Consider the following 25,701-nt stretch of genomic DNA (forward strand, 5'->3'; position numbering starts at 1 on the left):
CACTCGGGCGGCGCGAATGGGCCGGCTGGGGGACGCGGGCGGGTCGAACCTGAAATTTGCAGAAGAAAAGTACACACTGGGAGGTGAACGAGACGGTGGGCCAGCTGGGGGACAGGTGGCACCGCACCAGGGGGGAAGGGGAATGCCTTGACGTCGATCAGGGAGCACGTGGCGCACATGCCGGTCCAGCAGCGGGAGATCCTGGCCGCGCCCGCACGGCTGCTGCCGCCGGCGCGCCGGTACGGGCCGGTCTACGAGAACGCACGGCGGGAGATCCTCAAGGCCCGCACCACGCCCTGGTGGGCCCGGCGCACCGTGGACGAGCGGTTGCTGCAGACCATGGGCACGGCGCTTCGTGCCCCCTACTTCGCGCGTGATCCCCGGTACCGCGCCATGGTGGATGCTCTGCACTCACGCGTGCCGGTGAGGGACGCCCTGCGACGGCTGCCGATCATGACCCGCCAGGACCTCTCCGCGAACTATCGGCAGATGCTGGCCGCCGACGAGTCGGAGGTGGAGCTCTCGGCGAGCTCCGGGACCTCGGGGGAACCGATCTTCTTCCTGCTGGACCGCAACCGGGGGGCCCGGGAGTGGGCGTTCGTGGTGGACTCGTGGTCCAGCGCGGGATACCAGCTGGGGGACTGGCGGGTGTTCTTCCGTGGCCTGGACCTCCCCGGCGGCCGGCCGTACTTCGTGATGGGAAGCACCGGGGAGATCGTCGTGCGGATCCAGACGGTGACTCCGGAGTCCATCGAGGGGTACTGGCGGTTGATCCGCAAGCGCGGCATCAGGTTCCTGCACGGCTACCCGTCCACCCTGGTCTACCTGGCGCGGCTGCTGGAGGACGCGGATTTCGACACCTCGTGGCGCGAGGAGATCCGCGGGATCCTGCCCGTCTCGGAGCAGTTCACCCCCGCGCAGGAGGAGATCCTGCGCCGGGCGTTCCCCCGTGCCGGGATCTCGGTCTTCTACGGCCTGAGCGAGAAGACCGTGCTGGCCCGGATGGACGACGACCACGTCTACCACCCGTACCCCACGTACGGCCACGTGGAGCTCGTGGACCCCCATGGCACCCCCGTGGCCGAGGGCGAGCGGGGGCGGATCATCACCACCACGCTCGACGGCCGCGGCATGCCGCTGCTGCGCTACGACACCGGGGACTCCGCCCTTCTGGTGGGGCACGACGCCGCTGGCACCCCTCTGTTCCGCGACATCCTGTCCCGCCGTGGTCGCGAGGGACTGGTGCGGGCGGACGGGGAGCTCTTCACCACCACCCCGTTCAACGTCCACGGGGAGGAGTTCGAGTGCGTCTACCGCTTCAAGCTGCGGCAGGAGGTGCCCGGCAGGGCCACCCTGCTGGTGCAGCCCGTGGCTGACGCGCGTCCGGAGGACCTCGAACGGTTCCACCGCCTCATGGTCAACAGGGCCGAGGGCCAGGTGGAGCTCGACATGGAGATCGTCCCGGAGCTGCCCGCCACGACGAACGGGAAGTTCACCCTCCTGGACCAGCGCATCCCCGACGCACCCACCACCTGGGCGTGAAAGAGCTCCCGGGGGCGTGGTGACGCCCCCGGGAACGGGTACAGGAAATGCTCGCTCTCGCCGGCATCGTCCCAGGTCATGGCAGGTTCGAATGTGCAACCCCGGGGAAAACAGGTCAGACTGGGCGCGACAGGTGACGGTGGCCCGCCCAGGGGATGGGCGGTCACACGGGGGAAGGCAGACGCATTGACGTCGATCAGAGAATTTGTGGGCCACATGCCCGTTCAGCAACGGGAACTGCTGGCAGCTCCTGTGCGGCTGGTGCCGCCGACGATGCGCTACGGCCCGGTGTACGAGGCCACGCGAAGAGAGATTCTCAAAGCCCGGTCGACGCCATGGTGGGCGCGGGTGACGGTGGACCAACGGCTGCTGGACACCATGCGCACAGCCAGCCAGGCGCCGTACTTCGCGAGGGACGCACGCTACGGGCCCGTGGCCAGCGCGTTGCAGGGAGAACTCACGGCCCGAGAGGCGCTGCGGAGACTGCCCATCATGACCAGGCAGGACCTGTCCCAGAACTACCGGGACATGCTGGCGGTCGATGAGTCGCAGGTGGAGCTGTCCGCGAGTTCAGGGACTTCGGGAGAGCCCATCTTCTTTCTGCTGAACCGCAATCGCGGGGCGCGGGAGTGGGCGTTCGTCGTGGACGCGTGGTCCTCCACGGGGTACAAGCTGGGCGACTGGCGGGTCTTCTTCCGGGGAGTGGAGCTGCCGGGCCGCCGCACTCACCTCGTGATGCGAACGGTGGGCGAAATCCTGGTTCGCGTGGCTGCAGTTGGCCCGGAGACGTCCCAGGAACTGTGGGAGCTCATCTGCAAGCACAGGGTCAGGTACCTGCACGGCTCGCCCTCCACGCTGACCTACCTGGCGCGCATTGTGGATCACGCTGAGTTCGACACCTCATGGCGTCAGGAAATCCAAGGCATCCTTCCGGTGTCGGAGCAGTTCACTCCTGCTCAGGAAGAACATCTCCGGGCCGCATTCCCGAACGCCCGGATCTCCGTGTTCTACGGACTGAGTGAGAAGACCGTGCTGGCTCGGATGGATGACGACCACGTCTACCACCCGTACCCCACGTACGGTCACGTGGAGCTCCTGGACCCGCGTGGAAGGCCCGTGCCTGAAGGGGAACGGGGGCGGATCGTGACGACCACGCTGGACGGTCGCGGCATGCCTCTGCTGCGCTACGACACAGGGGACTCGGCACAGTTGGTGGGTCACGACGCCATCGGTACGCCACTGTTCCGGGACATCCTTGCTCGCCGCGGCAGGGAGGGACTGGTGCGCACGGACGGAGAGCTGTTCCCCACCACGAGCTTCACGGCGCACGGGTCAGAGCTTGCGTGCGTCTACCGGTTCAGGCTGCGTCAGGACGTGCCGGGCAGAGCCACACTGCAGGTCCAACCCGTTCCCGGGGCCCGACGCGAAGATCTGGAGGCCTTCCACCAGTTGATGTGTCGTCGTGCCGAGAACCAGGTGGACCTGGACCTGGAGATCGTCGCCGAGCTGCCGGCATCTGCGAACGGGAAGTTCAGTCTCTTGGACCAGCGGATCCCGGACGCCCCCACCACCTGGGCCTAGGTGATGACGCGACGAGGGCGCACCCGCTCAGAGGGGGTGCGCCCTCAGCCACCGGGGCGACGGCGGTCGCCGAGCTGCGCAGGGGGAGACCTGCCTCGTGGCGGGGTTGCTCAGGCAGCCTGGGTAGTACCAGGCACGGAGTGCACCGCCCGGGTGCTCCTGTGCTCCCGGGCGATCGCCATCAGAATTCCGGCCAGCAGACCCAGCAGTGCTCCCACGGAGATGAGCAGTGAAGGTGACACTGACGACGGATTCTGGGGGGTGTAGGCCTCACCCACCTTGGCCATCTGCACTTTGACGCCCTCGCCCTGGGTGGTGGACTCGAGCTCGCCAACCTGCTTGCTGAGCTCGTCCACCCATGCGTCGGCCAGATCGCGTGCCGCTTCGGGAGATCCCGCTGTTGCGGCGACACGGACCTCGCTGGTGTCCGTGGGGACGGACGTCTTGACGTTCTGCAGGACGGCCTCGGGCGTGGTGTCCAGGTGCATCCGCTCGATCACCGCCGAGGCCGTGGAGCTGTTCTCGGAGATGCTGCTGAAGGTCACCGCCCGAGACTTCGCGAGGTTCTCCCCGGCGAGGGCTTCCGTGGCGTCCGTGCCACCGTCCGCGACGACCACACCGGAGGCGGTGGAGGTGTAGGACGTGCCCACTGCCACGGATCCCGCCCATCCGAGCAGGCCGCCCACGAGGGCCAGGACGAGCGGCATCCACCAGCCCCGGCGCAGCGCTCTGCCCATGTCGTACGTGCTGATTTCCCCGTGCTCGAGGTTCGGTCGAGGCATGCGTGTTGCTTGGCTCATGGTGTGTGCGGATCCCCTTGCGCTGGCCACAGTGGTCCCGCGGCCATAGTCATGATGTCCACCCGACTCTTGCGTTCCCCCCGGGCGCTCTGTGCGTCCATTCTAGGGGAGAGGAACGCCCATGGTGGCCTCCGGCCGCACACTGAACGGGTCCCGTACGAGGCTGCGCCCATGTCAACCTGCGGAGCGACTGTGCACATTTCGTGCCGATCGGTAGAGTGAAACCGCAGGTCAGTCGGGGGACGGCCGCACGTCATGGCATCGGGGGACGAATTCAGTGGGGACCATTGTCGCAGCGCTTGTGGGCGTGCTCGCGGGCGTGGGCGCGTGCATGGCCATGGGACGGTGGCCGAAGGCGAGTTGCGTCGTCCTGCTCATCATGACCCTGCTTTCGCAGACCCTGGCCACGGTGTCCGGGGTGTCCCTGCTGGGCAACGTGGACGAGATCGCTGTGGCGCTGGCGCTCCTGGTCTTCTCCGCCAGACGCCTGGTGCTCCACGGATCTCTACGCTGTCTTGGCGCCTATTGGTTCTTCGGCGCGTTCTTCGCGCTGGGACTCGTGTCCTCCGTGATCAACACGGTGCCGTTGAGCGTCTGGGGCCTTGGGGCGTTCCTGATCCTCAAGGGCCCCCTGCTGGCTCTGGGGGTCATGCAGCTGGACTGGTGTCGGGAAGACCTCCGCCCCGCGGCGAGGGTGGCCACTGCGATCCTCGTGCTGATCCTCCTTTCCGCCGTGCTCAACGCGGCGGCGCCGGAGGCGTGGAACTCCGTGGTGGGGCGCGCGCCCGTCAGCTACCGCCTGGGCATTCCCAGTCTCACGGGTGTGTTCGACCACCCCGTGGGGCTCGGCTCCACAATGGGCATGGCTTTCCTGGCCGTGCTCGCGTACCACAGGATCATCGCCCGTTCGGTATGGACCTATGGGCTGCTGGTGGCGACAGGGCTCGCGGGACTTCTCACGTTCCGGCGCAAGTCCGTAGCCTCGACCGCACTGGTTGCAGTGGTGGGGCGGTTGTGGTTGCCGGGGCTCAAGGCAAAGGCCGCCGCGACCATTGCCATCCTCGTTCCGGCCGCACTGATCGTCGGCTGGGAGCCACTCACCCAGGTGATCACGACGTCCTACCACGAGTACTTCGACAACGTGGGTGTCACGGCACGCACTCTGATGACCATCGACTCCGTGAAGCTGGCGGCCGCCGCATTCCCACTGGGCGTGGGCTTCGGCCGGTTCGGATCCGCAGTGGCATCCTCCACCTACAGCCCCCTCTACGTGGACCTGGGCTATCAGCGGATCTACGGCATGGGGGAGGGAGCCCGGGGAGGGTTTCTCACGGACACGTTCTGGCCCTCCGTCCTGGCCGAGACGGGGGCTCTGGGCATGCTCTGCTATGTCACCGCGCTCGTGCTCCTGATGGTTCCGGCATGGCGCCTGATGCGCCGCCACGCCCATCCCCACGTGCGCTGGCTCGGTGCCGTCGCGGTCAGCTGGATGGCCCAGATGTTCGTTGAATCCCTCGCGGCCCCCGTCTTCACAGGGCCGCCCATGTTCGGACCCGTCTTCATGGTCGTGGGCATCGCCGCCGCCGTCTACTTGCGGGAGTCCTCCGGTGGCGGCCTCGCCCCTGTGGTTCTGGAGGTGGCTCCGGCAGTCCAGGGGGAGGCGCCGTGGGCACGTTCCGCTTCAGCGACCACCCCCGGTGGTTTGGCGGGGAGTGGGGTTGTGCTCCCTGAACCGTCCGATGACTGCCTCCCGAGCCGCGCGACGCGGTGCGAGGACTCCACCTCTCGGGTTCCCTCAGCCCCCCATCAGCAGGACGAGGGTGAAACCAGTTGAGTCGAGTCATCGTCCTGGGACCGGTACCGGACTCCGCAGGCGGAATAGGTGTGCTCATGGGCCACCTCTCCCGCTCGACAAGCGCGGGGACTGACCTGCAGTTCGTGGATTCCGGGGGCACCCCAGGTCCGCCCGTGCGTCGTCTGCTCCGCTTCCTGAACGCACTGCTCGTGTGCGCTGACTCAGTTCCCGACGGCGCGGTGTTCCACCTGAATCTGGCGTCAGGGCTGAGCACCTGGCGCAAGCTGGCGCTCACAACGGTGCTGCGGATGCGAGGGCACCCGTACGTCCTGCACCTCCACGGGGGGAAGTTCGATGTGTTCGTGGCGCGAAGTCGCACCCTGGCTCGTCGCTGCATCTCGAGCATGTTCCGTGGGGCAGCTGCGGTCGTGGTCCTCGGAGAGTTCTGGCGAGCTGAGATCACCCATTCACTTGGCGTGGACCCCGCGAGGATCACGGTCGTTCCCAACGCTGTTCCGGGTCCCCCGGCGGCACCCCTCCGCGGAACCGCGCCCATCGTCCTGTTCAGTGGGCAGCTCGGCCGCCGCAAGGGCGTCCACGACCTCCTCGAGGCCTGGGCTTCCCTGCCCGCCGAGCTGCGCACCACCCTCGTCCTTGCCGGTGACAACCCGGCCCCGGAGGAGCTGGGGGATCTGCTGACCCGCACCCCGGACGTGGAGGTCACCGGGTGGCTGGGAGCCCGGGAGCTGGAGGAACGGCTTGCGCAGGCATCGGTCCTGGTGCTCCCCAGCTACGGCGAGAACCTGCCCATGTCCCTGCTGGACGCCATGGCCTGGGGGCTGGCTCCGGTGGTCACGGACGTGGGCGCGGTGGGCGAGGTGGTGGAGGACGGACGCAGCGCCGTCGTGGTCCCCGTGGGGGATCCGCCGGCCCTTGCCGAGGCGCTGAGAAGTCTGCTCTCCGACCCGGAGCGTGTGACCCGCATGGGACGGGAGGCGCGCCGCCGCTGGGAGGAGGAGTACCGCATCGACAACTACTGCGAGCGTCTGGAGGACGTGTACGAGCGGGTGGCCGGCCCCGGCACCTGAGACAGACCACGGGGGATGCCGTTCGGGGAACGTCATCGCCACACGCACAATTTTGGGGGAAGACATGAGTGCTGGTGCATCCGGGACGAGAATGGACGCGTTGGGCGGGCAGGTGGCAACCGCCGCCGAGCGTGCGCTGGATTTTGCGCGCACCCGGGACTTCACGGGGACGGACCCGTACGACGGGCTGCTGTCACCGTGGGCGTCCGCGGTGAGAGGTCGTGTGCCCCGCCAGGTGTGGGTGCAGGCGCACAAGCGGATGGGTCACGGTCTGCGCAGGATCACCAGGGTCCCCGGCGTGACGATGACCAAGGCGCTCGCCCTGTTCGCCGTGGCGGAGCAGCAGCTGGGCGACTCGGCGGCGGCCGGTGCGCTGGTGGACCGGATCTTCACCACCCGTGGGCGTGGCCCGTGGGGGTACGAGTTCGACGTCCAGACCCGCTGGGCGCACTACCTCGCGAACTCGCCGAACGTGGTGGCCACCGTGTTCGCCCTGCGGGCCGCGGCGGCCACCGGGCGGCTGGAGCAGGTCTCCCCGGACACGGCCCGCTGGTTGGAGGGCCTGGCCCACCCGGACGGATTCTTCCGCTACACGGAGGCCTCCGACCGCCTGGTGCACAACGGTTCCCTGCTGGCCGCCGAGTCCCTCGCGCTGCTGGGAGGGAACCGGGATCTCGTGCAGCGCGCGGTGGACCGGACCGTGGCGGCCCAGGCCGCCGACGGCTCGTGGGCCTACGGCGAGGGCGAGGGGCTGGAGTGGGTGGACTCCTTCCACACCATCTACGTGCTGGAGTCCCTCCACGTCCTGCGGGAGCAGGGTTTCGAGATCGGCAGCTCCTACGAGCGCGGACTCAACCACTGGTACGCCCACTGCCTCGACCGGGCTCTGCTGCCCGTCTACATGGCGGACGAGAAGAAGCCGTCCGACGACGTCCACAACATCGCCACCACGGTGGGTTTCATGGCGGCGCTGGCCGCGCGCGGTGACCTCGAGGTCTCGCCGGAGCCCGCCATCCGGCACCTGCTGGCGCACCAGGGCACGGACGGCGGCTTCCGCAACGGTCCCCGCGCCCTGCCCCACATGCGCTGGAACCAGGCGCACGCCGCGTGCGCCCTCGCGCGCTGGGCGGCGCTCGCCAAGGACCGTGACATCAACGAGCTCGGGAAGGCCCTCTCATGACGCAGACCCACCACACGGCCCCGACGGCCCGGCGCACGGCTCCACGCCCGCACGACGACGACGCCGCTCGCGCCCGCTCCCACGGCCGACCCGCCACGGAGGCCGCGCACCAGCGCTGCGAGCTGCTGGGCGCCGCCGTGGACCCGCTGACCATGGACGAGACCGTGGCCGCCATCGAGCAGCTGCTCGAGGACGGTGGGCACGGGCACAACCACCTGGCCATGAACGCGGCCAAGCTGGTGTCGGTGAGCAACGATCCCGAGCTCGTGGAGAGGTTCGCCACCGCAACCCTGGTCACGGCGGACGGGCAGGCGCTCGTGTGGGCGTCCAAGCTGCTCGGGGATCCGCTGCCGGAGCGCGTGGCAGGCATCGACCTGATGGACCGGCTGGTGGACCTCAGTGCCCACAACGGCCGCCGGATCTACCTGCTGGGCGCCACGGACGAGGTGGTCCGCCAGGTCCGCTGGCGCTTCCTCGCCCGCGGCGCCAACGTGGTGGGTTTCCACAACGGCTTCTGGCGCAGGGAGGGGATCACGGACGAGCAGATGGCGGAGACCGTGTCCCGCTCCCGCCCGGACATCGTGCTGGTGGGGGTGCCCTCTCCGCTCAAGGAGGACTTCGTGTTCGGTCAGAAGGAGCGCACGAAGGCCGGGATCTGCGTGGGCGTGGGCGGCTCCTTCGACGTGGTGGCCGGACGCACCTCGCGTGCTCCCCGCTGGATGCAGCGCGCCGGGATGGAGTGGTTCTGGCGTCTGGTGCAGGAGCCTCGACGCATGTTCAAGCGGTACCTGGTGGGCAACACCAAGTTCGTGTGGCTGGTGCTGAGGGCACGATGGCACCGTGCCTGACACGCTAGCCGCCCCCGGCAGGACCGCCCGTCTGAGCGCCCTGCGCCGCAGCGCCGCCGCGCAGTCCGCGGTGGTGCTCGGCATCCGTGTGGCCGGGGCGGTGCTGCAGATGCTGCTGGTGGGGACCGTGGCGCTGCAGTTCTCCGTGGAGGCCGTGGGGCTCAACGGGGTGCTGTGGTCCGTGGCACTCGTGGCCCGGATGGCGGGAACGGTGGGGGTGGACATCATGGGTCTGCGTGCCGCGTCCCCCCTGTGGTCCGCCGGGCGGGTGCGGGAGGCCCGTGCGGTGGCGCGCCGGGACCTGCGGGCGGTGCGCATCCTGTGGAGCTGCGCGCTCACGGCCCTGGTGCTCGTGTGCGCGGGGCTGGCGCTGGCCGACCGTCCCTGGGTCCTGCTGCTCGCGCTGGGAGTGGTGGCGGCGGCGTCGGCGTTCGAACGGCTGTTCGTGGTGCAGCGTCAGGCGCGCGGGTGGCCCGTGCTCGGGCAGTTCCTGGAGTCCGTGGCGCTGCCCGCACTCGGGCTGCTGGGCGTGCTGCTCGCGGGGGCCTTCGCCCCGCACCTGCTGGTGCTCTCCCAGGTGACGGCCTTCGTGCTCATTGCTCTGACGCTGTGGGTGGTGTCCCCGGCGGGACCGCTCGCGCCCGGGGCACGGCGACGCCGCGGGGGGCGTCCGCGCGACAGGGCCGGTCTCGTCCCGGGCGCGGTTCCCGGCCCGAGGTCACGGGAACCCGAGGTGGAGCCCGTGCCGTGGCGGGCGGCCGTCACGGTGGGTGCCGGGGGCGCACTCACGGCGCTGTGCGTGCGCGGACCGATGTTCGTGCTGGGCGGGAACTCCCTGGCCACGGCGGGCGTGTACGAGGTCGCGCAGAAGATCCAGAGCGGGGGAGCCATGGGCACCTCGGCCGTGGCCACGGTGTTCTCCTCCCGCACCGCGGTGGCCCTGAGGGACCGCCGAACGCTGGTCCGTCTCCTCACGGAGGCGGCTGCCAGTTCCCTCGTGCTGCCCGTGGGGCTGCTCGCCTTCCTCCTGGCCGTGGGTCCGGAGGGGCTCGTGAACCTGCTGGGCACGTCCTACCAGGGAGCCTGGACGGCTGCCACCGTGCTGGTCGTCGCCACGGTGGTCAACGCCGTCACCTCCGCGTTCACCAACGTGCTCGTGCTGGGAGGGCGGGAGCGGCTGTTCACGATGATCGCCGCAGGACAGGTGGTGGTCGTGGTGGGCGGCGCCCTGCTCTCCGGCGCCCGCACAGCGGAGACCATGGCGCTGTGGGTGCTCGTGGGAGAGGCGTTCCGCTCCCTGTGCATGGTGGGTGGCCTGTGGCTCCACCTGCGGGAACTGAAAACCGACTAATCTACGGGAATGGCCTTTCACGCGGATTCCACCGAACTGGACAACAAGGAAATTCTCACCTGGGAAGGGTTCGGGAGCGCCACCCGCGAACTCGCCCAGCAGATCGTGGACTCGGAATTCGTCCCCGACATCATCATCGCGGTGGCTCGGGGCGGCCTGCTGCCCGCAGGGTCCCTCTCCTACGCCATGGGCGTGAAGCTTTCGGACGCCGTGAACGTCGAGTTCTACACGGACGTGCACGAGACCCTGCCGGACCCGGTGCTGCTCGCCCCCATGCTGGACACCGAGTCCATCAGCGACAAGAAGGTCCTGGTGGTGGACGACGTCGTGGACTCCGGGCGCACCCTGGCCCTCGTTCTCGAGCTGCTGCGCGGCTACGGCGCCGAGTGCCGCTCCGCGGTGATCTACGAGAAGCCCCGCTCCGAGGTCCGCCCCGACTTCTCCTGGAAGTCCACGGACGAGTGGATCGTCTTCCCGTGGTCCGCGCAGGAGCCGGTCACCAAGTCCCGCTGATCCGGACCGCTGGACCTGGCTGAGGTGCAGCCGCCCGGGGCGCCTCCGGCCCGCGGTTTGCCCGGGTCCGTGGTGCCGCGCCCGTGGGGGAGCAGCTTGCCGCCCACCGTGCTTCCTGAGTCTTGAGTGCAGATATTGCCGTCTACTGCCTGGTAGGCGGCAATATCTGCACTTAAGACCGGAACGGGAGCAGGAGCGGCAACCGGGGCCGGCCGGCAGTGGGTCAGTGCTTCACGCGCTCCTGCACCAGTGCCGCGGTGGCCTCGGCGATGGCGCGCTCCTCGTCCGTGGCGGCCACCAGGACCTCGATGGCCGAGCCGGGGGCGCTGATCCGGGCCACGTCCCCCTCGGGGTGCTCGTTGAGCGCGGGGTCCAGGGCGATGCCGAGCGCGCCCAGCTGATCGCACACGAGGGTCCGGAACTCGGGGGAGTTCTCCCCGATGCCCGCGGTGAAGATGAGGGCCTGTGCTCCGCCCACCGCCACGTGGTACCCACCGATGTACTTGGCCAGCCGGTACGCGGCCATCTCCAGTGCCAGCTGCGCCCGTTCGTCCCCGGACTCCGCGCGCTGCTCCACCACGCGCATGTCCGAGTCCCCGCAGATGCCCTGCAGCCCGGACTCCCCGTTGAGGATCCGGTTCATCTCCTTGGCGCTCATCTCGGGATTGCGCTCCAGCATGGCCGTGACCACGGAGGGGTCCAGGTCACCGCTGCGGGTGCCCATGACCAGTCCCGCGAGCGGTGTGTAGCCCATGGAGGTGTCGAAGGACCTGCCCTCGCGGATCGCGGTGGCGGAGGCGCCATTGCCCAGGTGAGCCACCACGGCGTTGAACTGCTCGCGCGGGATCCCCAGGAACTCGCAGGCCTTGCCCGTCACGTAGTCGTGGGAGGTGCCGTGGAAGCCGTAGCGGCGCATCCCGTCCATCTCGTACCAGCTGTCGGGGATCGCGTAGCGCCACGCCTTCTCGGGCATGGTGCGGTGGAAGGCGGTGTCGAACACGCACACCTGGGGCATGCCCGGGTAGGTCTTCTGGATGGCGCGCAGCCCCAGCGCGTGGGCGGGGTTGTGCAGCGGGGCCAGGGGAGCGAGCCGCTCGATGGCGCGGATGATCTCGTTGTTCACCAGCACGGGGGCCGAGAACCGCTCACCGCCGTGCACCACACGGTGCCCCGCGGCGTCGATCGTGCGCCCGCCGAGCTCCTCGTCCAGGCGCTGCGCGAGGATCTCCAGGGCCTGCGTGTGGTCCTTGACGTCCGAGGTGCCGATGTTCTCGATCAGCCCCTTGGTGATCACCTCACCACCGGCCATGCCCGCGGTGGCGGTGGCCAGGGGCACGTTCTCGTTGATCGCGGGCATGGAGGACGTGTAGGCGCTGGGCTCGGAACCCTCCGGAGTGACCTCCCGCACCTGGTACTTGATGGAGGAGGAGCCGCAGTTGACGACGAGCACGAGCATGGCAGGATCCTTCGGGATCGGCGGGCGGATGGGCTCCTCCCATGATCTCACGGGAGGCGGGTCTCCGAGCGGCCAGGGGCAATCCCGCGCGGCCCGCCACCTGCGGGGCATCCGGGCCCGGACGCCCCGGTGACAGACCGGTGACAGCCCAGTGACAGGCCGGGGCCAGCCCGGTGACAGGCCGGGGCCCTACCATGGGGAAACACGTGTCCCCCGCTGCAACGGAGCACCCATGGACTGGACCGTCCTCGCAACCACCGTCTACCTGATCATCGACTACAGCATCAAGATCATCGCCATCGGTGTGGTCCCCGAGAACCGGCGGCCGTCCTCCTCCACAGCGTGGCTCATGATCATCCTGGTGCTGCCCGTGGTGGGCCTGCCGCTGTTCCTCATGCTGGGCAGCCCCTACGTGCGAGGGCGGCGGATGCACATCCAGGAGGAGGCCAACAAGAGCCTCACGGAGGGTCTGGAGCAGTACCCGGACCTGCCCGAGGGTGCAGAGCCCCCGCGGTGGCTCGAGTCCTTCACCCACATGAACCGGCGGCTCACGGGTCTGCCGTGCGTCACGGGCACCCACGTGGAGCTGCTCACGGAGGAGCACGCTGTGATCGCGTCCCTGGTGGACGCCGTGGACGCCGCGCAGGACTACGTCCACGTGGAGGTCTACATCATGGCGTGGGACCAGACCACGGCCCCGTTCTTCGAGGCGCTCGAGCGGGCGGTGCGCCGCGGCGTCGTCGTCCGTGTGCTGCTGGACCAGCTGGGGTCCCGCAAGTACCCCGGGTACCGCAAGCTGGGCAAGCGGTTCGACGCCGCCGGGTTCCAGTGGCGCCTCATGATGCCGCTGCGGCCGTGGCGCGGCGAGCTGCGCCGCCCGGACCTGCGCAACCACCGCAAGCTCGTGGTGGTGGACGGCAACGTGGCGTTCATGGGCAGCCAGAACATGATCGACTCCAGCTACCTCTCGAAGAAGAACATGAAGATCGGGCGCCGCTGGGTGGACATCATGGTCCGCCTGACGGGGGAGATCACCGAGGAGATCGAGGCGGTCTTCGCGGTGGACTGGTACAGCGAGACCAACGAGCGGCTCATGGCGGACACGTTCGTCCCCACGCACGCCCCGGTTCCGGTGACCGGCCCGGACGGCCCGGGCAACTACATGCAGCTGCTGCCCTCGGGGCCTGGCTTCGAGACGCGTCCCAACGAGCGGCTCTTCGCGAGCATGGCCGACGCCGCCCTGGAGAGCCTGGTGCTGTGCAGCCCGTACTTCATCCCGGACGAGTCCCTGCTGGCCTCGGTCACCACGGCCGCGTACCGCGGTGTGCGCGTGGAGCTGTTCACCAGTGAGAAGGCGGACCAGTTCATGGTGGGCCACGCCCAGGCGTCCTACTACGAGGCCCTGCTGGACGCGGGTGTGATCATCTACCAGTACCGCAGCCCCGAGGTGCTGCACACCAAGTTCATGGTGGTGGACCAGGAGATGTCCGTGATGGGCTCCTCCAACATGGACATGCGGTCGATGGGTCTGAACTACGAGATCAGCCTGCTCGCGTTCGGCGGGGACATGGTGGGCAGCCTGCAGGACCTCGCCCAGCAGTACCGGGACGCCTCCACGGTGCTCACCGCCGAGAAGTGGAAGGGCCGCTCTGTGGGGGAGCGCTACCTCAACAGCGTCTTCCGGCTCACCTCCGCCCTGATGTGAGGGCGGGCGACGCCGCCCCCGGTTCTCCCGGGGGCGGCCTCCTCAGAGCGTCTGCGCCTGGATCGCGGTGATGGCCACCGTGTTGACGATGTCGTCCACGGTGCAGCCGCGCGAGAGGTCGTTCACGGGCTTGCGGAGCCCCTGCAGCACGGGACCCACAGCCACCGCGCCCGCGGACTGCTGCACGGCCTTGTAGGTGTTGTTGCCGGTGTTCAGGTCCGGGAACACGAACACCGTGGCCTGTCCCGCCACGTGCGAGCCCGGGAGCTTGGACTTGGCGATCGAGGCGTCCACGGCGGCGTCGTACTGGATGGGGCCCTCCACCTCGAAGTCCGGGTCCGCGGCGCGCACGAGCTCGGTGGCGGCGCGCACTCGCTCCACGTCCTCACCGGAGCCCGAGCCGCCGGTGGAGTAGGAGAGCATGGCCACGCGGGGGTCCACGCCGAACTCGCGCGCCGTCTGGGCGGAGGCCAGGGCGATGTCCGCGAGCTGCTGCTCGTCCGGGTTGGGGTTCACGGCGCAGTCGCCGTAGACCAGCACGCGGTCCGCGAGCAGCATGAAGAACACCGAGGAGACGATGTTCACGCCCTCGCGGGTCTTCACGAACTCCAGGGCCGGGCGGATGGTGTTGGCGGTGGTGTGGGCCGCCCCGGAGACCATGCCGTCCACGTCCCCCAGCTGCACCATCATGGTGCCGAAGTAGGAGCCGTCCAGCATGCGCTCGAGCGCCTGGTCCTTGCTCACGCCCTTGTGGGAGCGCAGCCGCACGTACTCGTCCGCATACTTGTTCCGCAGGGCGTCGTCGTGCTGGAAGTCCACCAGGTCCAGGCCCTCGGCGTCGAAGTCCAACTCGATGCCCTCGGACTGCGCGAGCGCGCGGACGGCCTCGGGATCGCCGAGCACCGTGAGGTCGCAGAAGTTGCGGCGGTGGATCAGCTCCGCAGCGCGCAGGATGCGGGGGTCGTCCCCCTCGGGCAGTACGATCCGCTTGCGGTCCGCACGCGCGGACTCCACGAGCTCGTGCAGGAAGCGCAGCGGCGTGCGCTTGACGGGGCGCGGCAGGGTCAGGCGGCCGGAGAGCTCCTCGCTGTCCACGTGCTCCGCCCACGCGCCGCGCGCGGCGGCGATCTTGCGGGAGTGCGCGCCGGCCAGGGTGCCGCGCGTGGCCGCCACGGCCTGCGCGGTGGTGAACGTGTCCCGTTCGGTGGTCAGCACGGGGAACGGGGCCGCGCTCAGCAGCGAACCCACCGCGCCGGAGGGCCGGAAGCCCCCGGTCAGGAGCATCCCGGCGGGCACCGGCAGCGTGGGCGCCAACGACGACGCCAGGGTTGCCGAGACCACGTCCGTCCGGTCCCCGGGGGTGATCACCAGGTCCCCGTCCGCGATCTGGTCCAGGAAGTTGCCCGCGGTCATCGCGGCCACCTTCACGGCCTTGATGTCGCGGTCCAGGGACGAGGAGTTGAAGTCCGTGCCGTAGCCCTGGGCGTCCACGAGCTCGGCCACGGTGGGGTTGGAGATCGCAGGCAGCTCCGGGATCACGTACGCCGGGAGGTTGTGGTTGCCGGGCTTGGCCTCGCGGCGGATCTGCTCCGCGTGCTCCGGGTCCGCGCGGTTGACGATCACGGCGTAGATGTCGCAACCGGCCTGGCGCAGCTCGGTGCGGGTCACGTCCACGGCGTTGAGCACGTCCTTGACCCGCTCGGACTCGTGGGCGCCGATCACGGCGGCCACGGAGCAGCCCATGTCGTTGGCCAGGCGGGCGTTGAGGTCGAACTCCGCGGTGGCGGCGTTGTGGGCCACCAGGTCGGTGCCGTCCACCACGATCACGTCGCACTCCCGCGCCATCTCGGAGTACACGGCCACGGCGGCGGAGTCGAGCTCGTCGTGCTCACCCGAGGCGAGGATCTCGCGGCAGCGCTCCAGGGAGACCGCACCCCGGCACCGGGAGTCCGGGAGGTCGAAGGTGCGCTTCATGAGCTGCAGCACCGGATCGTCCTCGGGGGAGGTGCCGTCGAACACCGGGCGGAAGAAGCCCAGGGCGTCCGTGCGCTTGAACATGGTGTCCGTGAGCCCCAGTGCCACCAGCGTCTTGCCGCTCTGCGGCGTCATCGCGGAGATGTAGATGCCCTGCGTCATGGAACGTGCTCCCTCGGTAGCGTCCGGCTGTGCCTCCAAGTCTAGGGAACCGGTCCCCGTGCCGACCCGCGGGCAGTGGTGAGTTCGGCGACAGAACGGGTCGCACGACGTGACCCGTAGCATGCCAGGGTATTTCGTACTACCATCGCGTCATACGAAATCGGGCGGGCGGGGGGTGGTCATGAGAGTGCACGTGCATTCGCGAGTCGTCGCGCGTCACCCGGAGGTCACGGTGGACCAGGTGATCGAGGCTTTCGAGGGAACGTTGCGATCCCGCGCCCGGGACACCACTCCAGTCCAGTGGGTGGGCGTCGGTGCGGATGCTGGCGGGCGACTGCTGGAGTACATCGCGGTGGAGCACGAACCGGATGGATGGCTGGTTTTCCACGCGATGCCAGTGACAACCAAGGTGCTCGTGGAAGTCGGGCTGAGGAGGTAGGGACATGAACGACTACACGGATGTGAACGGGGTGCCGTTCACCGATGACGACATGGAACGGTGGGCCGAGGAGGCGGAGTCCGCAGAGGGGTTCACCGGAGGACACGAGGGGCCGTCGGTGCCCGGGCGCCCGATCAGCGTGGGAGTTGCGGCACGGCCGTTCACCCTCCGCCTGGATGCCGCGCGCCGAGCGAAGCTCAACGATGCGGCGCAGGCGCGGCACACCACTGCCTCTCAACTGGTCCGTGATCTCATCGACGCACTCTGAATCCTGCGGCCTGACCGGAGCCGCTCCTGAGGGGGGTCTCCGAGTCCCGGGGTGATCCGCCGGAAGGGTTCGCGCCGCACCAGGGGCTCGCGCTCCCGCGACCCCGGTGCCACACTGGTCACATGCTGGTCGCCTTCTCCGTCTCCCCCAGCGGTGGGGACAATCCCGATGCCTCCGTCCACGACGCCGTGGCCGCCGCCGTCCACGTGGTGCGCGAGTCCGGGCTGCCCAACCGCACCGACTCCATGTTCACCACCATCGAGGGTGAGTGGGACGAGTGCATGGCCGTGGTCAAGGAGGCCACCGCGGCGGTCGCCGAGTACGGCCCGCGCGTGTCCCTGGTGCTCAAGGCGGACATCCGCCCGGGCCACACCGGTGAGCTGACGGGCAAGCTGGAGCGCCTGGAGTCCGCGCTGTCCCGCCACGAGCTGGGTCGTTCGCAGGAGCGCCGCGGCATCACCTCGGGCACCGCCGGCTCGAACGGCCCCGCCGCCTCCGAAGGTGACCCCGCCTCGGATGGCGCCGCCGGCCCCGAGGGCACCGCAAGCTCCGACGCCGCCGGTCGGAAGTGACGGCCCCGCGCACCTCGTGAGCAGGAAGAGCAAGAACGCCAAGCGGGCGGGTCGCGCGGAAGCCGGCGCCGCGGCGTCGTCGGACGCGCCGGGGCTCGTGGAGCGCACCTGGGCCACGGACACCGGGACCGTGGAGCTGCAGCAGGACACGTACGTGCCCGGCGCGTGGGTGCTGCGCGTGAACGGGGTGCCGTCCTCGCACATCGTCCCGGACCGCCCGGACCAGCTGGAGTTCGAGTACATGCGCTGGTTCTCCACGGTGCTCGAGGACCACGTGTCCTCGCACCTGGATCCCACCGCGCTGCGCGTGCTGCACCTCGGTGGCGGCGCGTGCTCGATGGCCCGCTACCTCGCGTGGCGCTACCCGCAGGCCCGCCAGGTGGTCGTGGAGCTCGACGCCGCCCTGGCCACCCTGGTGCGCGAGTGGTTGGACCTGCCGCGGGCGCCGCTGCTGCGGATCCGTCCGGGGGAGGCGCGGGCGGTCACGGAGTCCCTCAGTGAGACCTCGCGGGACATCGTGATCCGGGACGTCTTCGCCGGGGAGCAGACCCCGGGGCACCTGCGCACGCTCGAGTTCGCGCGCCACGTGGACCGCGTGCTCGCGCCGGACGGGCTGTACCTGCTGAACGTGGGGGACACCCGCAACCTCAAGGGCACCCGGGCGGAGGTCGCGGCGCTGCTGGAGGTCTTCGAGCACGTCGCCGCCGTCGCGGACGCTCCCATGCTCAAGGGCCGCCGCTACGGCAACGTGGTGCTCGCCGCCTCGCACGCACCCCTGCCCGCAGCCGGTTCCGCCGACGCCGCCGCGCTGGGCCGCGAGCTGCTCGGCGGCTCCCTGCCGGCCCAGTACAAGGACACCGCGTGGTGCCGGGAGCTCGCGGCGGACACCCGGCCGTGGCTCGACAAGCCGGCGGACCCGGTACCGGAGGGTCCGGACGCGGCCTGACGGGCGGGGCGGCGATACGTGGGAGGTGTCCGCGCGTCGCATGAGAGGGCGGCGAGCGGCGTCGTCGTCGTCAGGAAAGCTGGATCAGCCGGCCCAGCCCTCGATCACGCCGATGCCGAAGAACGCCACGAACGCCAGGGCCACCACGTACATGAGCGGGTGCACGTCCTTGGCGCGGCCCTGCACCAGGCGGATGAACACGTAGGAGACGAAGCCCGCGCCGATGCCGTTGGCGATCGAGTACGTGAACGGCATGACCGCGAACGTGAGGAACGCGGGGATCGCGACGCCCAGGTCCGCCCAGTCGATGGCCACCACGTTGCGGGCCATGAGGAAGCCGACCACCACCATGGCGGGGGCCACGGCCTCGAAGGGGACCACGTTGACCAGCGGGGTGAGGAACATGGCGGCGAGGAACAGCACGCCGGTGACCACGTTGGCCAGGCCGGTGCGGGCGCCGTCTGCGATGCCCGTGGAGGACTCCACGAAGATCTGGTTGGAGGACACGGAGCCCGCGCCGCCGGCCACGGCACCGAGGGCGTCCACGAGGAGCACACGGTCCACGTTCTCGATCTGACCGTCCGCGTCCTCGAGCCCGGCCTGGCGGGACAGCCCCACCATGGTGCCCATGGCGTCGAAGAAGATGGACAGCAGGATGGTGAAGATCAGCAGGGCGCACGCGATCCCGCCGAGCTCGCGGAAGGCGTCGATGGGCGCGGCGGAGCCCAGCAGGGACAGGTCCGGAACCGCGAACAGCGCCTCCGGGGAGGACGGCACCACGAGCGACCAGCCGTGCGGGTTGTCCACGGAGGAGCCGCTGGGGGAGACCGCCTCCAGCACGTGCGCCAGGACGGTGGTGAGCACCACCGAGATCAGGATCCCGCCCCTGACGTTGCGCACCATCAGCGCGACGGTCAGCAGCAGGCCCACCACGAACGTGAGGGTGGGCCAGCCGAAGAGCTCACCGCCGGTGCCCAGCTGCACCGGAACGGTGGTGTGGGCGGCGTCCGGGATGCGGCGCACGAACCCGGCGTTCACGAACCCGATCAGCGCAATGAACAGTCCGATGCCCACCACGATCGCGGTCTTGAGGGAGTCCGGCACCGCGTTGAACACCGCCGTGCGGAACCCGGTGACCACCAGGACCACCATGATCACGCCCGCCCAGATCACCAGACCCATCACCTGCGGCCACGTGAGCCCGGGGTTCGTGGCAATCGTGACGGCCAGGAACGCGTTCACGCCCAGCCCGGCGGCCATGCCGAACGGGGACTTGGCCCACACACCCATGAGGATGGTGAGCACGCCGGCCACCAGCGCGGTCATGGCGGCCACGCGCTCGCCGCCCAGGGCGTTCCCGGCGCCGTCCGGGCCGTAGCCGAGCACCAGCGGGTTGAGCACCACGATGTAGCTCATGGCGATGAACGTGGCCACGCCGCCGCGGACCTCGCGGCCCACGGTGGAGCCACGCTGCGTGATGTAGAAGAAGCGGTCCAGCCCGCCTCGGGGCTCGCTGCGCTGAGCGGGCGGGGTGGAAGACGACATGCAGATCCTCACGGGTGGGCGCTGGCCGCGCCGAACGGGACGGGTGGGGGTGTTTGTGTAGAAATACTACGACGACGCCGCCCGCGCACCGTGCCGCAGCGCGCGCCGCGGTCCCCGGTCCGGTGGGGCAGGCGGGCCGGTGGTGCCAGGACCCGGGGCCGCCGCTCCGCCTCCGCACCCGGCTGCGTGGTTAGGCAGGACTGACCTGAGTTCACTACCGTTGATCCCAGTCCCTGTCTGCACGCGGGATCCGTGTGCGCGTCGAAAGGAATCACCACCGTGACAACCCCCACCTCCCGCCCGCTGCGCGTGGCCGTGATCGGCGCCGGCCCGGCCGGGATCTACGCCGCGGACATGCTCACCAAGACCGAGGCGGTCCGCGAGGGCGAGCTCGAGGTCAGCGTGGACCTGTTCGACCGCTACCCCACCCCGTTCGGGCTCATCCGCTACGGCGTGGCCCCGGACCACCCGCGCATCAAGGGGATCATCACGGCGCTGCGCTCCATCCTGGGCCGCGGGGACATCCGGTTCTTCGGCAACGTGGAGTACGGCCGGGACATCACCCTGGGCGAGTTCCTCACCCACTACGACGCCGTCATCTTCGCCACCGGTGCCGTCAACGACGCCCCGCTGGACATTCCCGGCGCGGACCTGGACGGCTCCTACGGCGCGGCCCGCTTCGTGGCCTGGTACGACGGCCACCCGGACTACCCGCGCACGTGGCCGCTGGAGGCCAAGGAGATCGCGGTGATCGGCAACGGCAACGTGGCGCTGGACGTGGCGCGGGTGCTCTCCAAGCACGCGGACGACATGCTGGTCACGGAGATCCCGGGCAACGTGTACCAGGGGCTGAAGCAGTCCCCGGTCACGGACGTGCACATCTTCGGCCGCCGCGGCCCCGCCCAGATCAAGTTCACCCCGCTGGAGCTGCGTGAGCTGGCTAAGTCCCGGGACGTGGACATCGTGGTCTACGACGAGGACTTCCAGTTCGACGAGGCCTCCGAGAAGGCCATGACCGAGAACAACCAGACCAAGGTCATGATGAAGACGCTGCAGAAGTGGCGCGAGGACGAGACCCCCAAGACCGCGTCCCGCCGGCTGCACCTGCACTTCCTGCAGACCCCGGACGAGATCCTCGGGGACGAGGACGGCAAGGTCCGCGCCATCCGCATGGAGCGCACGCGCCTCAACGGGGACGCCTCCGTGACCGGCACGGGCGAGTACACCGAGTACCCCGTGCAGGCCGTCTACCACGCGATCGGCTACCTGGGCTCGCCCCTGCCCGAGCTGCCCTTCGACCCCGAGCGCGGGGTCATCCTCAACGAGGAGGGCCGCGTGGTGGAGGCGGACGGCACCCCGGTGCCCGGCGTGTACGCCACCGGCTGGATCAAGCGCGGACCCGTGGGGCTGATCGGCGCCACCAAGTCCGACGCCCTGGAGACCGTGAACCACCTCGTGGCGGACCGTGCCTCCCTGGCCGATCCGGACAACCCGGACCCCCAGGCCGTGGTGGAGCTGCTCGAGTCCAAGGACGTGCAGTACACCACGTGGGACGGCTGGCTCGCCCTGGACGAGTACGAGCAGAGCCTCGGCCAGTCCTCGCACGACGCCGAGGGCAACCCCCGCGAGCGCGTCAAGGTGGTGGAGCGGGACGAGATGATCTCCGTCTCCCGCAACGGCTCGGGCCAGTAGGTCCGCCCCTCACACATCGTCCACGGGGCGGGGCGGGAAGCACCGGGTGCGCCCGGGCTGCCCGCCCCGCCCCGCGGCGTCGGGGGCGCGCTGGTGCTGCTGGGGGAACGACGCCGCCCGCACCGTCCCCGGGGTGCGGCGGCCTTCCGGCCCCGGCCGGGGGCCGTGCGTGTGCCCCCGGTCCGCGCCCGCGGCGTCGACCGTGCGGATCAGACGCCGAGGAGCCTGTGCGTGTGCTCGTTGAGCAGCAGGCCGTGGGGGTCCAGCTCCGCCCGCAGCGCCAGGAACTCCTCCCAGCGCGGGTAGAGCGGTGCGAGGTCCGCGGCGGTGCGCGTGTGCAGCGTGCCCCAGTGGGGGCGGCCGCCGTGGTCCACCAGGATCCGCTCCGCGGCGGTGAGGAAGGACTGGCTGGGGCGCCTGCCGTACTGGCGCAGGTTGATCCACCCCGTGTAGCGGCCCGCCGCGGGGGAGAGGAATCCCGGGTCCGGCGGGGCGCACCGCACGGTCAGGGGGAACGAGAGGTCGTACACGTGGGCGTCCGCGAGGACCTTCAGCTCCCGCACCGCGGAGGCCGTGGCCTCCAGCGGCAGCGCGTACTCGGCGGCCACGTAGCGCACCGGGCGGGCCACCGTGAACACGCGGTAGGACACGTCCGTGTAGCGCCGGGAGCTCTCCGCGAGGGACTCTATGCGGTTGAGCCCGTTCACGGCGCGCGGGATCAGGTTCCCCACGCGGCCCAGCCCGGCGGTCAGGGAGGTGCGCAGAACGGCGTCGTCCGCGCGGCGCAGTGCCCGGGAAATCGGTGAGGCGGGGCGCGTGTAGGTGTCCGGGAGACGGTGCAACCGGCTGAGGATGCGGGTGTGGGCCGTGGTGGTGCCCGGCATCCAGGAGAACTCGAAGTGGTCCGCGGCGGACATGCGCTCCTGCAGGGTGTCCAGCAGCGCACCGATCGGCTCGCGGAACTCGGCGCAGTGCAGCCGGAACGCGCTGACGCACTGGAAGGTCACGGAGACCACCACGCCCAGCACGCCCAGGTGCACCCGGGCGGCGTCGAACAGGTCCGGGCGGTGGGTCTCCGAGCAGGAGATCAGCTCACCGGTGGGGGTGGCCAGGCTCAGCCCGATCACCTGACCACCCAGGGACGGCTGGCCCAGGCCCGTGCCGTGGGTGCCCGTGGCCAGCGCCCCGCCCACGCTCATGTGCGAGGAGTCCGGGAGGTTGGCCAGGGCCAGCCCGTGCTGCTCCAGGATCAGGTTCAGCTCCTGCAGCGTGGTGCCGGCGAACACGGTGACCCGCTGGTGGTCCTCGTCCACGGAGACCAGGCACTTGAGGGCGGAGGTGTCCAGCAGGACGCCCTCCGTGGGGACCAGGGGCGCGCAGCTGTGGCCGGAGCCCCCCGGACGCGCGCACAGTCCCTGCTCGTGCGCCTCGCTCAGCACGCGCAGCACCTCGTCCGAGGAGGTGGGACGGACCCGCACCGTGGGATCCGCGGTGAGGTTGCCTCCCCAGGACCGCCACGTGCCGTTCTTCACCCGGGCCGTCATGCCCGGTGCTCCGCCTGTGCTCACGGCTCGTCTCCGTTCCGGGGGCGTTCAGCCCCCTCGATCCTCATCCGTGCGGACACGGCACGCGCCCTCGCCCGCGCACTGCCCGCGCCCTGCTGGCGGCGTGCGTCGCAGCTGTCACGGGCGCCCGGAACCGCGGGGGTCGGCCGTGTCGCGCGGCCGGGACCGCTCGGTGCGGGCCTGACGTGCGCCGCGGCGTCGTCGCAGCGATCCGGGCGTCCCCATCATCTCACCGCAGCCCCGCCGCCGGTGACCGGGTGGCTAGGCTGGGAGCAGGAATCAGCGGTCGGGGAGGGATCAGCAGTGAGCGCACCAGACGCCGAGATCATCGTGGGAGTGGACGGCTCCGAGCAGAGCCTGGGCGCCCTGCACTGGGCCGCACGGGAGGCACGGCGCCGCAGCGCGCCGCTGCACGTGGTCACCGCCTACACGGTGCCCATGATCGGGGGGTCCACGTTCGACGTGGGCTACGCCGCGTTCGACGACGCCGCCATGAGCCGCGCCGTGGAGGAGCTCGTGGCGGACGCCCGACGCCGCGTGGCCGAGCTGGACGTGGAGGTCCGCTCCACCGTCCAGGCCGGGGACCCCTCCGGTGTGCTCGTGGACCTCAGCAGGGACGCGCAGCTGCTGGTCCTGGGGTCCCGGGGCCACGGGGGTTTCCTGGGCCGGCTGCTGGGCTCGGTGTCCACGGCGGTGCCCGCCCACGCGCACTGCCCCGTGGGGATCATCCCCCTGCAGTGGGGCACCGACTACCGGGTCAGCGAGAACGTGAGCCGCCGCCCGGCGTTCGTGGACGGCGTGACGGTCGGCTCGGACGGCTCTCCGCACGCGAGCGCCGCCATGCTGTGGGCCGCGGACGAGGCGGAGCAGCTGGGGGTGCCGCTCACGGTGCTGTGCGCCGCGCCCTCGGATGCCGGGTCCTACGCCTGGCTGCCCTCTCCCGTGGACTTCGACGACCTGCGCGGTGAGGTGCGGGCCGCTCTGGACGTGTGCGTCCAGTGGCTGCGCGGCCACTTCCCGGGGCTCGAGATCACCGGGGAGCTCGCGGACGGATCGCCCATCGACGCCCTCGTGGAGCGCTCAGCCCGGAACCAGCTGGTGGTCACGGGCACGCGCGGCCGCGGCGGGTTCGCAGGCATGCTCCTGGGGTCCACCTCCCAGGGCGTGCTGCACAACTGCACCGGCCCGGCCATGATCGTCCCCCGGTTCGAAGACCCGCGGCTGGCGGACCGTCCCGACGTGGCGATCTGAGGAACCCTCCTCGGAGCCGGTCCGCGAGGAGATCCCCCGCGGCTCGCGCTGCTGGCACCGCCATGTCGCCCCCGGGGTGGACCGCCCGCCCCAGTCCGGTCACCGCGGATCCGCATCGGTCTGGCACGGTGACCGGGGGCGGGGATCGTGCGCTCCGGGCGCACGCTGGACCGGCGCCTCGGATCGGCGGGTCCCGCCCCGCCACGGTTGTTTGTGCAACGGGTGGTTTCCCTCTAAGCTACTGAGGGTCCATCGTCCCATGGTGCCCTGAGTGCTGTCGGACGGAGTTCGGGCCCCCATCGTCTAGCGGCCTAGGACACCGCCCTTTCACGGCGGCGGCACGGGTTCGAATCCCGTTGGGGGTACGGTTTCCACACGGAGCACCGCCGGAACGCGATTTGCACAGTGTGCCGCTCGTCCTGGTAGGATATCCACTCGTTGGAAACAACCAAGGCCCTGTAGCGCAGTTGGTTAGCGCGCCGCCCTGTCACGGCGGAGGTCGCGGGTTCAAGTCCCGTCAGGGTCGCTCAGGCGGCGATGAAAAGGCAACTTTTCGCGCCGTCGCGGCATATCACCGAGAGGTTTCCTCCCGGTGCGTGCCTGGCTCTGTAGCTCAGTTGGTAGAGCGTACGACTGAAAATCGTAAGGTCACCGGATCGACGCCGGTCGGAGCCACTGAACCCTCGCGTGGCTTCTACACGCGGGGGTTCTTTGCTGTCCGGGGTGGGTGCGCCACTCTTCTCCGGGACGAACGGGGCACCGGGCCCCCATCCCCGCGTGGCGGGAACGACGACGCCCGCCTCTTCTCCCGCCCCGCGCGCCGTGCGTGCGCGCACCTGACCCCCAGCCCACACCGAGGTTGCGGGCCTACCGTGGACATCGATGGACGGGGCCCAGGGCAGTGGGCTCCGAGCGGAAGAGGGAGCCGGCCATGCAACAGCGGATGCGCGTGCTGTGTGCCACCACGGTGCTGGCGGTGCTCTCCGCCGCTCTGACCGGGTGCAGCGCCTCGCAGGCCCCCTCCGGCGCAGCACCTGAGACCGCTCCTGCGGTTCCCGGTCCCACCGCCACGGGCGCGCGGCCCACGGCCTCCCGGGCGGCGACCCCAGCGAAAACCCAGGAGTGCTTCGACGTGGCGGAGGCCGTGAGCGGCGTCGAGCTGCTGCCCCTGAGCCACGACAGCGAGCACGAGAGCCAGGACGCCGGGACACTGGACCAGGCCCGCGCCTCTGCCCACAAGATGTTCGCCCAGCTGCCCTCCGCCGTGCAGCCGGCTTTCGACCAGGTGGAACGGATCCTCGACGGCGCCGGTGAGGCCCTGGAGCCCTCCGAGGCCGCCAAGATCCAGCAGGCCCTCGCCCCCGCCGACGCCTGGTTGCAGTCCCACTTCTCGGCGAGCCCGGGCTCCACCGCATCCGGATCGGCAGC

The 25,701-nt window shown here is 70.3% G+C and carries 20 protein-coding genes, 3 tRNA genes and 1 pseudogene; 19 read left to right on the forward strand and 5 right to left on the reverse strand.

Going from position 1 to position 25,701, the window contains the following annotated elements:
• Positions 1-147: 147 nt before the first annotated feature.
• Both QL985_RS08075 and QL985_RS08080 read left to right on the forward strand, forming a co-directional pair.
• Positions 148-1,542, forward strand: a complete 1,395-nt coding sequence (locus QL985_RS08075; RefSeq protein WP_039101522.1) for an AMP-binding protein — start codon at positions 148-150, stop codon at positions 1,540-1,542.
• Positions 1,543-1,890: 348 nt separating this feature from the next.
• Positions 1,891-3,123, forward strand: coding sequence for an AMP-binding protein (locus QL985_RS08080; protein ID WP_235005144.1), 1,233 nt, complete (start codon positions 1,891-1,893; stop codon positions 3,121-3,123).
• 110 nt (positions 3,124-3,233) lie between these two features.
• On the opposite strand, the gene QL985_RS08085 is transcribed toward QL985_RS08080, so the two are convergent.
• The gene (locus tag QL985_RS08085; RefSeq protein ID WP_160119475.1) at positions 3,234-3,905 is read right to left on the reverse strand and encodes a hypothetical protein; all 672 of its coding nucleotides are present in this window, start codon (positions 3,903-3,905) and stop codon (positions 3,234-3,236) included.
• 295 nt (positions 3,906-4,200) lie between these two features.
• On the opposite strand from QL985_RS08085, the gene QL985_RS08090 reads away from it, so the two are divergent.
• From QL985_RS08090 to QL985_RS08115, 6 genes are all read left to right on the forward strand, one after another.
• Positions 4,201-5,757 carry a hypothetical protein gene (locus tag QL985_RS08090; protein WP_121566650.1) on the forward strand — a complete coding sequence of 519 codons (1,557 nt, stop codon included), beginning with the start codon at positions 4,201-4,203 and terminating at the stop codon, positions 5,755-5,757.
• A 134-nt stretch (positions 5,758-5,891) separates the two neighbouring features.
• Positions 5,892-6,806, forward strand: coding sequence for a glycosyltransferase family 4 protein (locus tag QL985_RS08095; RefSeq protein ID WP_160119476.1), 915 nt, complete (start codon positions 5,892-5,894; stop codon positions 6,804-6,806).
• Positions 6,807-6,870: 64 nt separating this feature from the next.
• Complete coding sequence (locus QL985_RS08100) at positions 6,871-7,986, forward strand: hypothetical protein (RefSeq protein ID WP_039101526.1); 1,116 nt, start codon at positions 6,871-6,873, stop codon at positions 7,984-7,986.
• Positions 7,983-8,834, forward strand: a complete 852-nt coding sequence (locus tag QL985_RS08105) for a WecB/TagA/CpsF family glycosyltransferase (RefSeq protein WP_052239298.1) — start codon at positions 7,983-7,985, stop codon at positions 8,832-8,834. Before QL985_RS08100 ends, QL985_RS08105 begins: the two co-directional genes overlap by 4 nt.
• On the forward strand, positions 8,827-10,185 hold the full coding sequence (locus tag QL985_RS08110) for a hypothetical protein (RefSeq protein ID WP_135010889.1): 1,359 nt from the start codon (positions 8,827-8,829) through the stop codon (positions 10,183-10,185). The genes QL985_RS08105 and QL985_RS08110 overlap by 8 nt, the downstream gene beginning before the upstream one ends.
• A 9-nt stretch (positions 10,186-10,194) precedes the next feature.
• Positions 10,195-10,698 carry a phosphoribosyltransferase family protein gene (locus QL985_RS08115; protein WP_039101528.1) on the forward strand — a complete coding sequence of 168 codons (504 nt, stop codon included), beginning with the start codon at positions 10,195-10,197 and terminating at the stop codon, positions 10,696-10,698.
• Between the two features lie 223 nt (positions 10,699-10,921).
• On the opposite strand, the gene QL985_RS08120 is transcribed toward QL985_RS08115, so the two are convergent.
• A complete protein-coding gene (locus tag QL985_RS08120; RefSeq protein WP_124109912.1) occupies positions 10,922-12,154 on the reverse strand; it encodes an acetate kinase in 1,233 nt (410 codons plus the stop codon).
• Positions 12,155-12,386: 232 nt separating this feature from the next.
• On the opposite strand from QL985_RS08120, the gene cls reads away from it, so the two are divergent.
• Complete coding sequence (gene cls / locus QL985_RS08125; protein WP_259905144.1) at positions 12,387-13,859, forward strand: cardiolipin synthase; 1,473 nt, start codon at positions 12,387-12,389, stop codon at positions 13,857-13,859.
• A gap of 42 nt (positions 13,860-13,901) precedes the next feature.
• Here the strand turns inward: cls and pta are convergent, their stop codons facing one another.
• Positions 13,902-15,995, reverse strand: coding sequence for a phosphate acetyltransferase (pta, locus tag QL985_RS08130; RefSeq protein WP_124109914.1), 2,094 nt, complete (start codon positions 15,993-15,995; stop codon positions 13,902-13,904).
• A 241-nt stretch (positions 15,996-16,236) separates the two neighbouring features.
• On the opposite strand from pta, the gene QL985_RS08135 reads away from it, so the two are divergent.
• From QL985_RS08135 to QL985_RS08150, 4 genes and pseudogenes are all read left to right on the forward strand, one after another.
• Complete coding sequence (locus tag QL985_RS08135) at positions 16,237-16,434, forward strand: hypothetical protein (RefSeq protein WP_223110062.1); 198 nt, start codon at positions 16,237-16,239, stop codon at positions 16,432-16,434.
• Between the two features lie 4 nt (positions 16,435-16,438).
• Entirely contained in the window at positions 16,439-16,702 is a 264-nt protein-coding gene (locus QL985_RS08140; RefSeq protein WP_039101533.1) for a hypothetical protein, read from the forward strand.
• Between the two features lie 122 nt (positions 16,703-16,824).
• Positions 16,825-17,121 (forward strand): annotated as a pseudogene (locus QL985_RS08145) (thiamine-binding protein); the annotation flags it as partial.
• 169 nt (positions 17,122-17,290) lie between these two features.
• Complete coding sequence (locus QL985_RS08150) at positions 17,291-18,220, forward strand: fused MFS/spermidine synthase (protein ID WP_019309778.1); 930 nt, start codon at positions 17,291-17,293, stop codon at positions 18,218-18,220.
• An 84-nt stretch (positions 18,221-18,304) separates the two neighbouring features.
• Here QL985_RS08150 and QL985_RS08155 read toward each other — a convergent pair whose 3' ends face one another.
• A complete protein-coding gene (locus tag QL985_RS08155) occupies positions 18,305-19,765 on the reverse strand; it encodes an NCS2 family permease (RefSeq protein ID WP_052239299.1) in 1,461 nt (486 codons plus the stop codon).
• Positions 19,766-20,044: 279 nt separating this feature from the next.
• Here QL985_RS08155 and QL985_RS08160 point away from each other — a divergent pair, with 279 nt between their 5' ends.
• Entirely contained in the window at positions 20,045-21,457 is a 1,413-nt protein-coding gene (locus tag QL985_RS08160; protein WP_039101535.1) for an FAD-dependent oxidoreductase, read from the forward strand.
• 209 nt (positions 21,458-21,666) lie between these two features.
• Here the strand turns inward: QL985_RS08160 and QL985_RS08165 are convergent, their stop codons facing one another.
• On the reverse strand, positions 21,667-23,025 hold the full coding sequence (locus QL985_RS08165) for a D-arabinono-1,4-lactone oxidase (protein WP_290147709.1): 1,359 nt from the start codon (positions 23,023-23,025) through the stop codon (positions 21,667-21,669).
• A 300-nt stretch (positions 23,026-23,325) separates the two neighbouring features.
• Here QL985_RS08165 and QL985_RS08170 point away from each other — a divergent pair, with 300 nt between their 5' ends.
• From QL985_RS08170 to QL985_RS08190, 5 genes are all read left to right on the forward strand, one after another.
• Positions 23,326-24,273 carry a universal stress protein gene (locus QL985_RS08170; RefSeq protein WP_039101537.1) on the forward strand — a complete coding sequence of 316 codons (948 nt, stop codon included), beginning with the start codon at positions 23,326-23,328 and terminating at the stop codon, positions 24,271-24,273.
• Between the two features lie 292 nt (positions 24,274-24,565).
• Positions 24,566-24,638 (forward strand) — tRNA-Glu (locus QL985_RS08175).
• A gap of 87 nt (positions 24,639-24,725) precedes the next feature.
• Positions 24,726-24,799: transfer RNA gene (locus QL985_RS08180), tRNA-Asp, on the forward strand.
• Positions 24,800-24,875: 76 nt separating this feature from the next.
• A tRNA-Phe gene (locus QL985_RS08185) sits at positions 24,876-24,948 on the forward strand.
• 256 nt (positions 24,949-25,204) lie between these two features.
• Positions 25,205-25,701 (forward strand): hypothetical protein (locus QL985_RS08190; protein WP_290147710.1); only part of this gene is annotated, 497 nt, incomplete at its 3' end.

It is taken from the genome of Kocuria sp. APC 4018 (assembly GCF_030407675.1).
GTDB lineage: Bacteria > Actinomycetota > Actinomycetes > Actinomycetales > Micrococcaceae > Kocuria > Kocuria rhizophila.

Coding starts and splice junctions, on each gene's coding strand:
- QL985_RS08140 (WP_039101533.1), top strand. CDS start 16,439: ATGAACGACTACACGGATGTGAACGGGGTGCCGTTCACCGATGACGAC.
- QL985_RS08155 (WP_052239299.1), bottom strand. CDS start 19,765: ATGTCGTCTTCCACCCCGCCCGCTCAGCGCAGCGAGCCCCGAGGCGGG.
- QL985_RS08085 (WP_160119475.1), bottom strand. CDS start 3,905: ATGCCTCGACCGAACCTCGAGCACGGGGAAATCAGCACGTACGACATG.
- pta (WP_124109914.1), bottom strand. CDS start 15,995: ATGACGCAGGGCATCTACATCTCCGCGATGACGCCGCAGAGCGGCAAG.
- QL985_RS08105 (WP_052239298.1), top strand. CDS start 7,983: ATGACGCAGACCCACCACACGGCCCCGACGGCCCGGCGCACGGCTCCA.
- QL985_RS08120 (WP_124109912.1), bottom strand. CDS start 12,154: ATGCTCGTGCTCGTCGTCAACTGCGGCTCCTCCTCCATCAAGTACCAG.
- QL985_RS08115 (WP_039101528.1), top strand. CDS start 10,195: ATGGCCTTTCACGCGGATTCCACCGAACTGGACAACAAGGAAATTCTC.
- cls (WP_259905144.1), top strand. CDS start 12,387: ATGGACTGGACCGTCCTCGCAACCACCGTCTACCTGATCATCGACTAC.
- QL985_RS08100 (WP_039101526.1), top strand. CDS start 6,871: ATGAGTGCTGGTGCATCCGGGACGAGAATGGACGCGTTGGGCGGGCAG.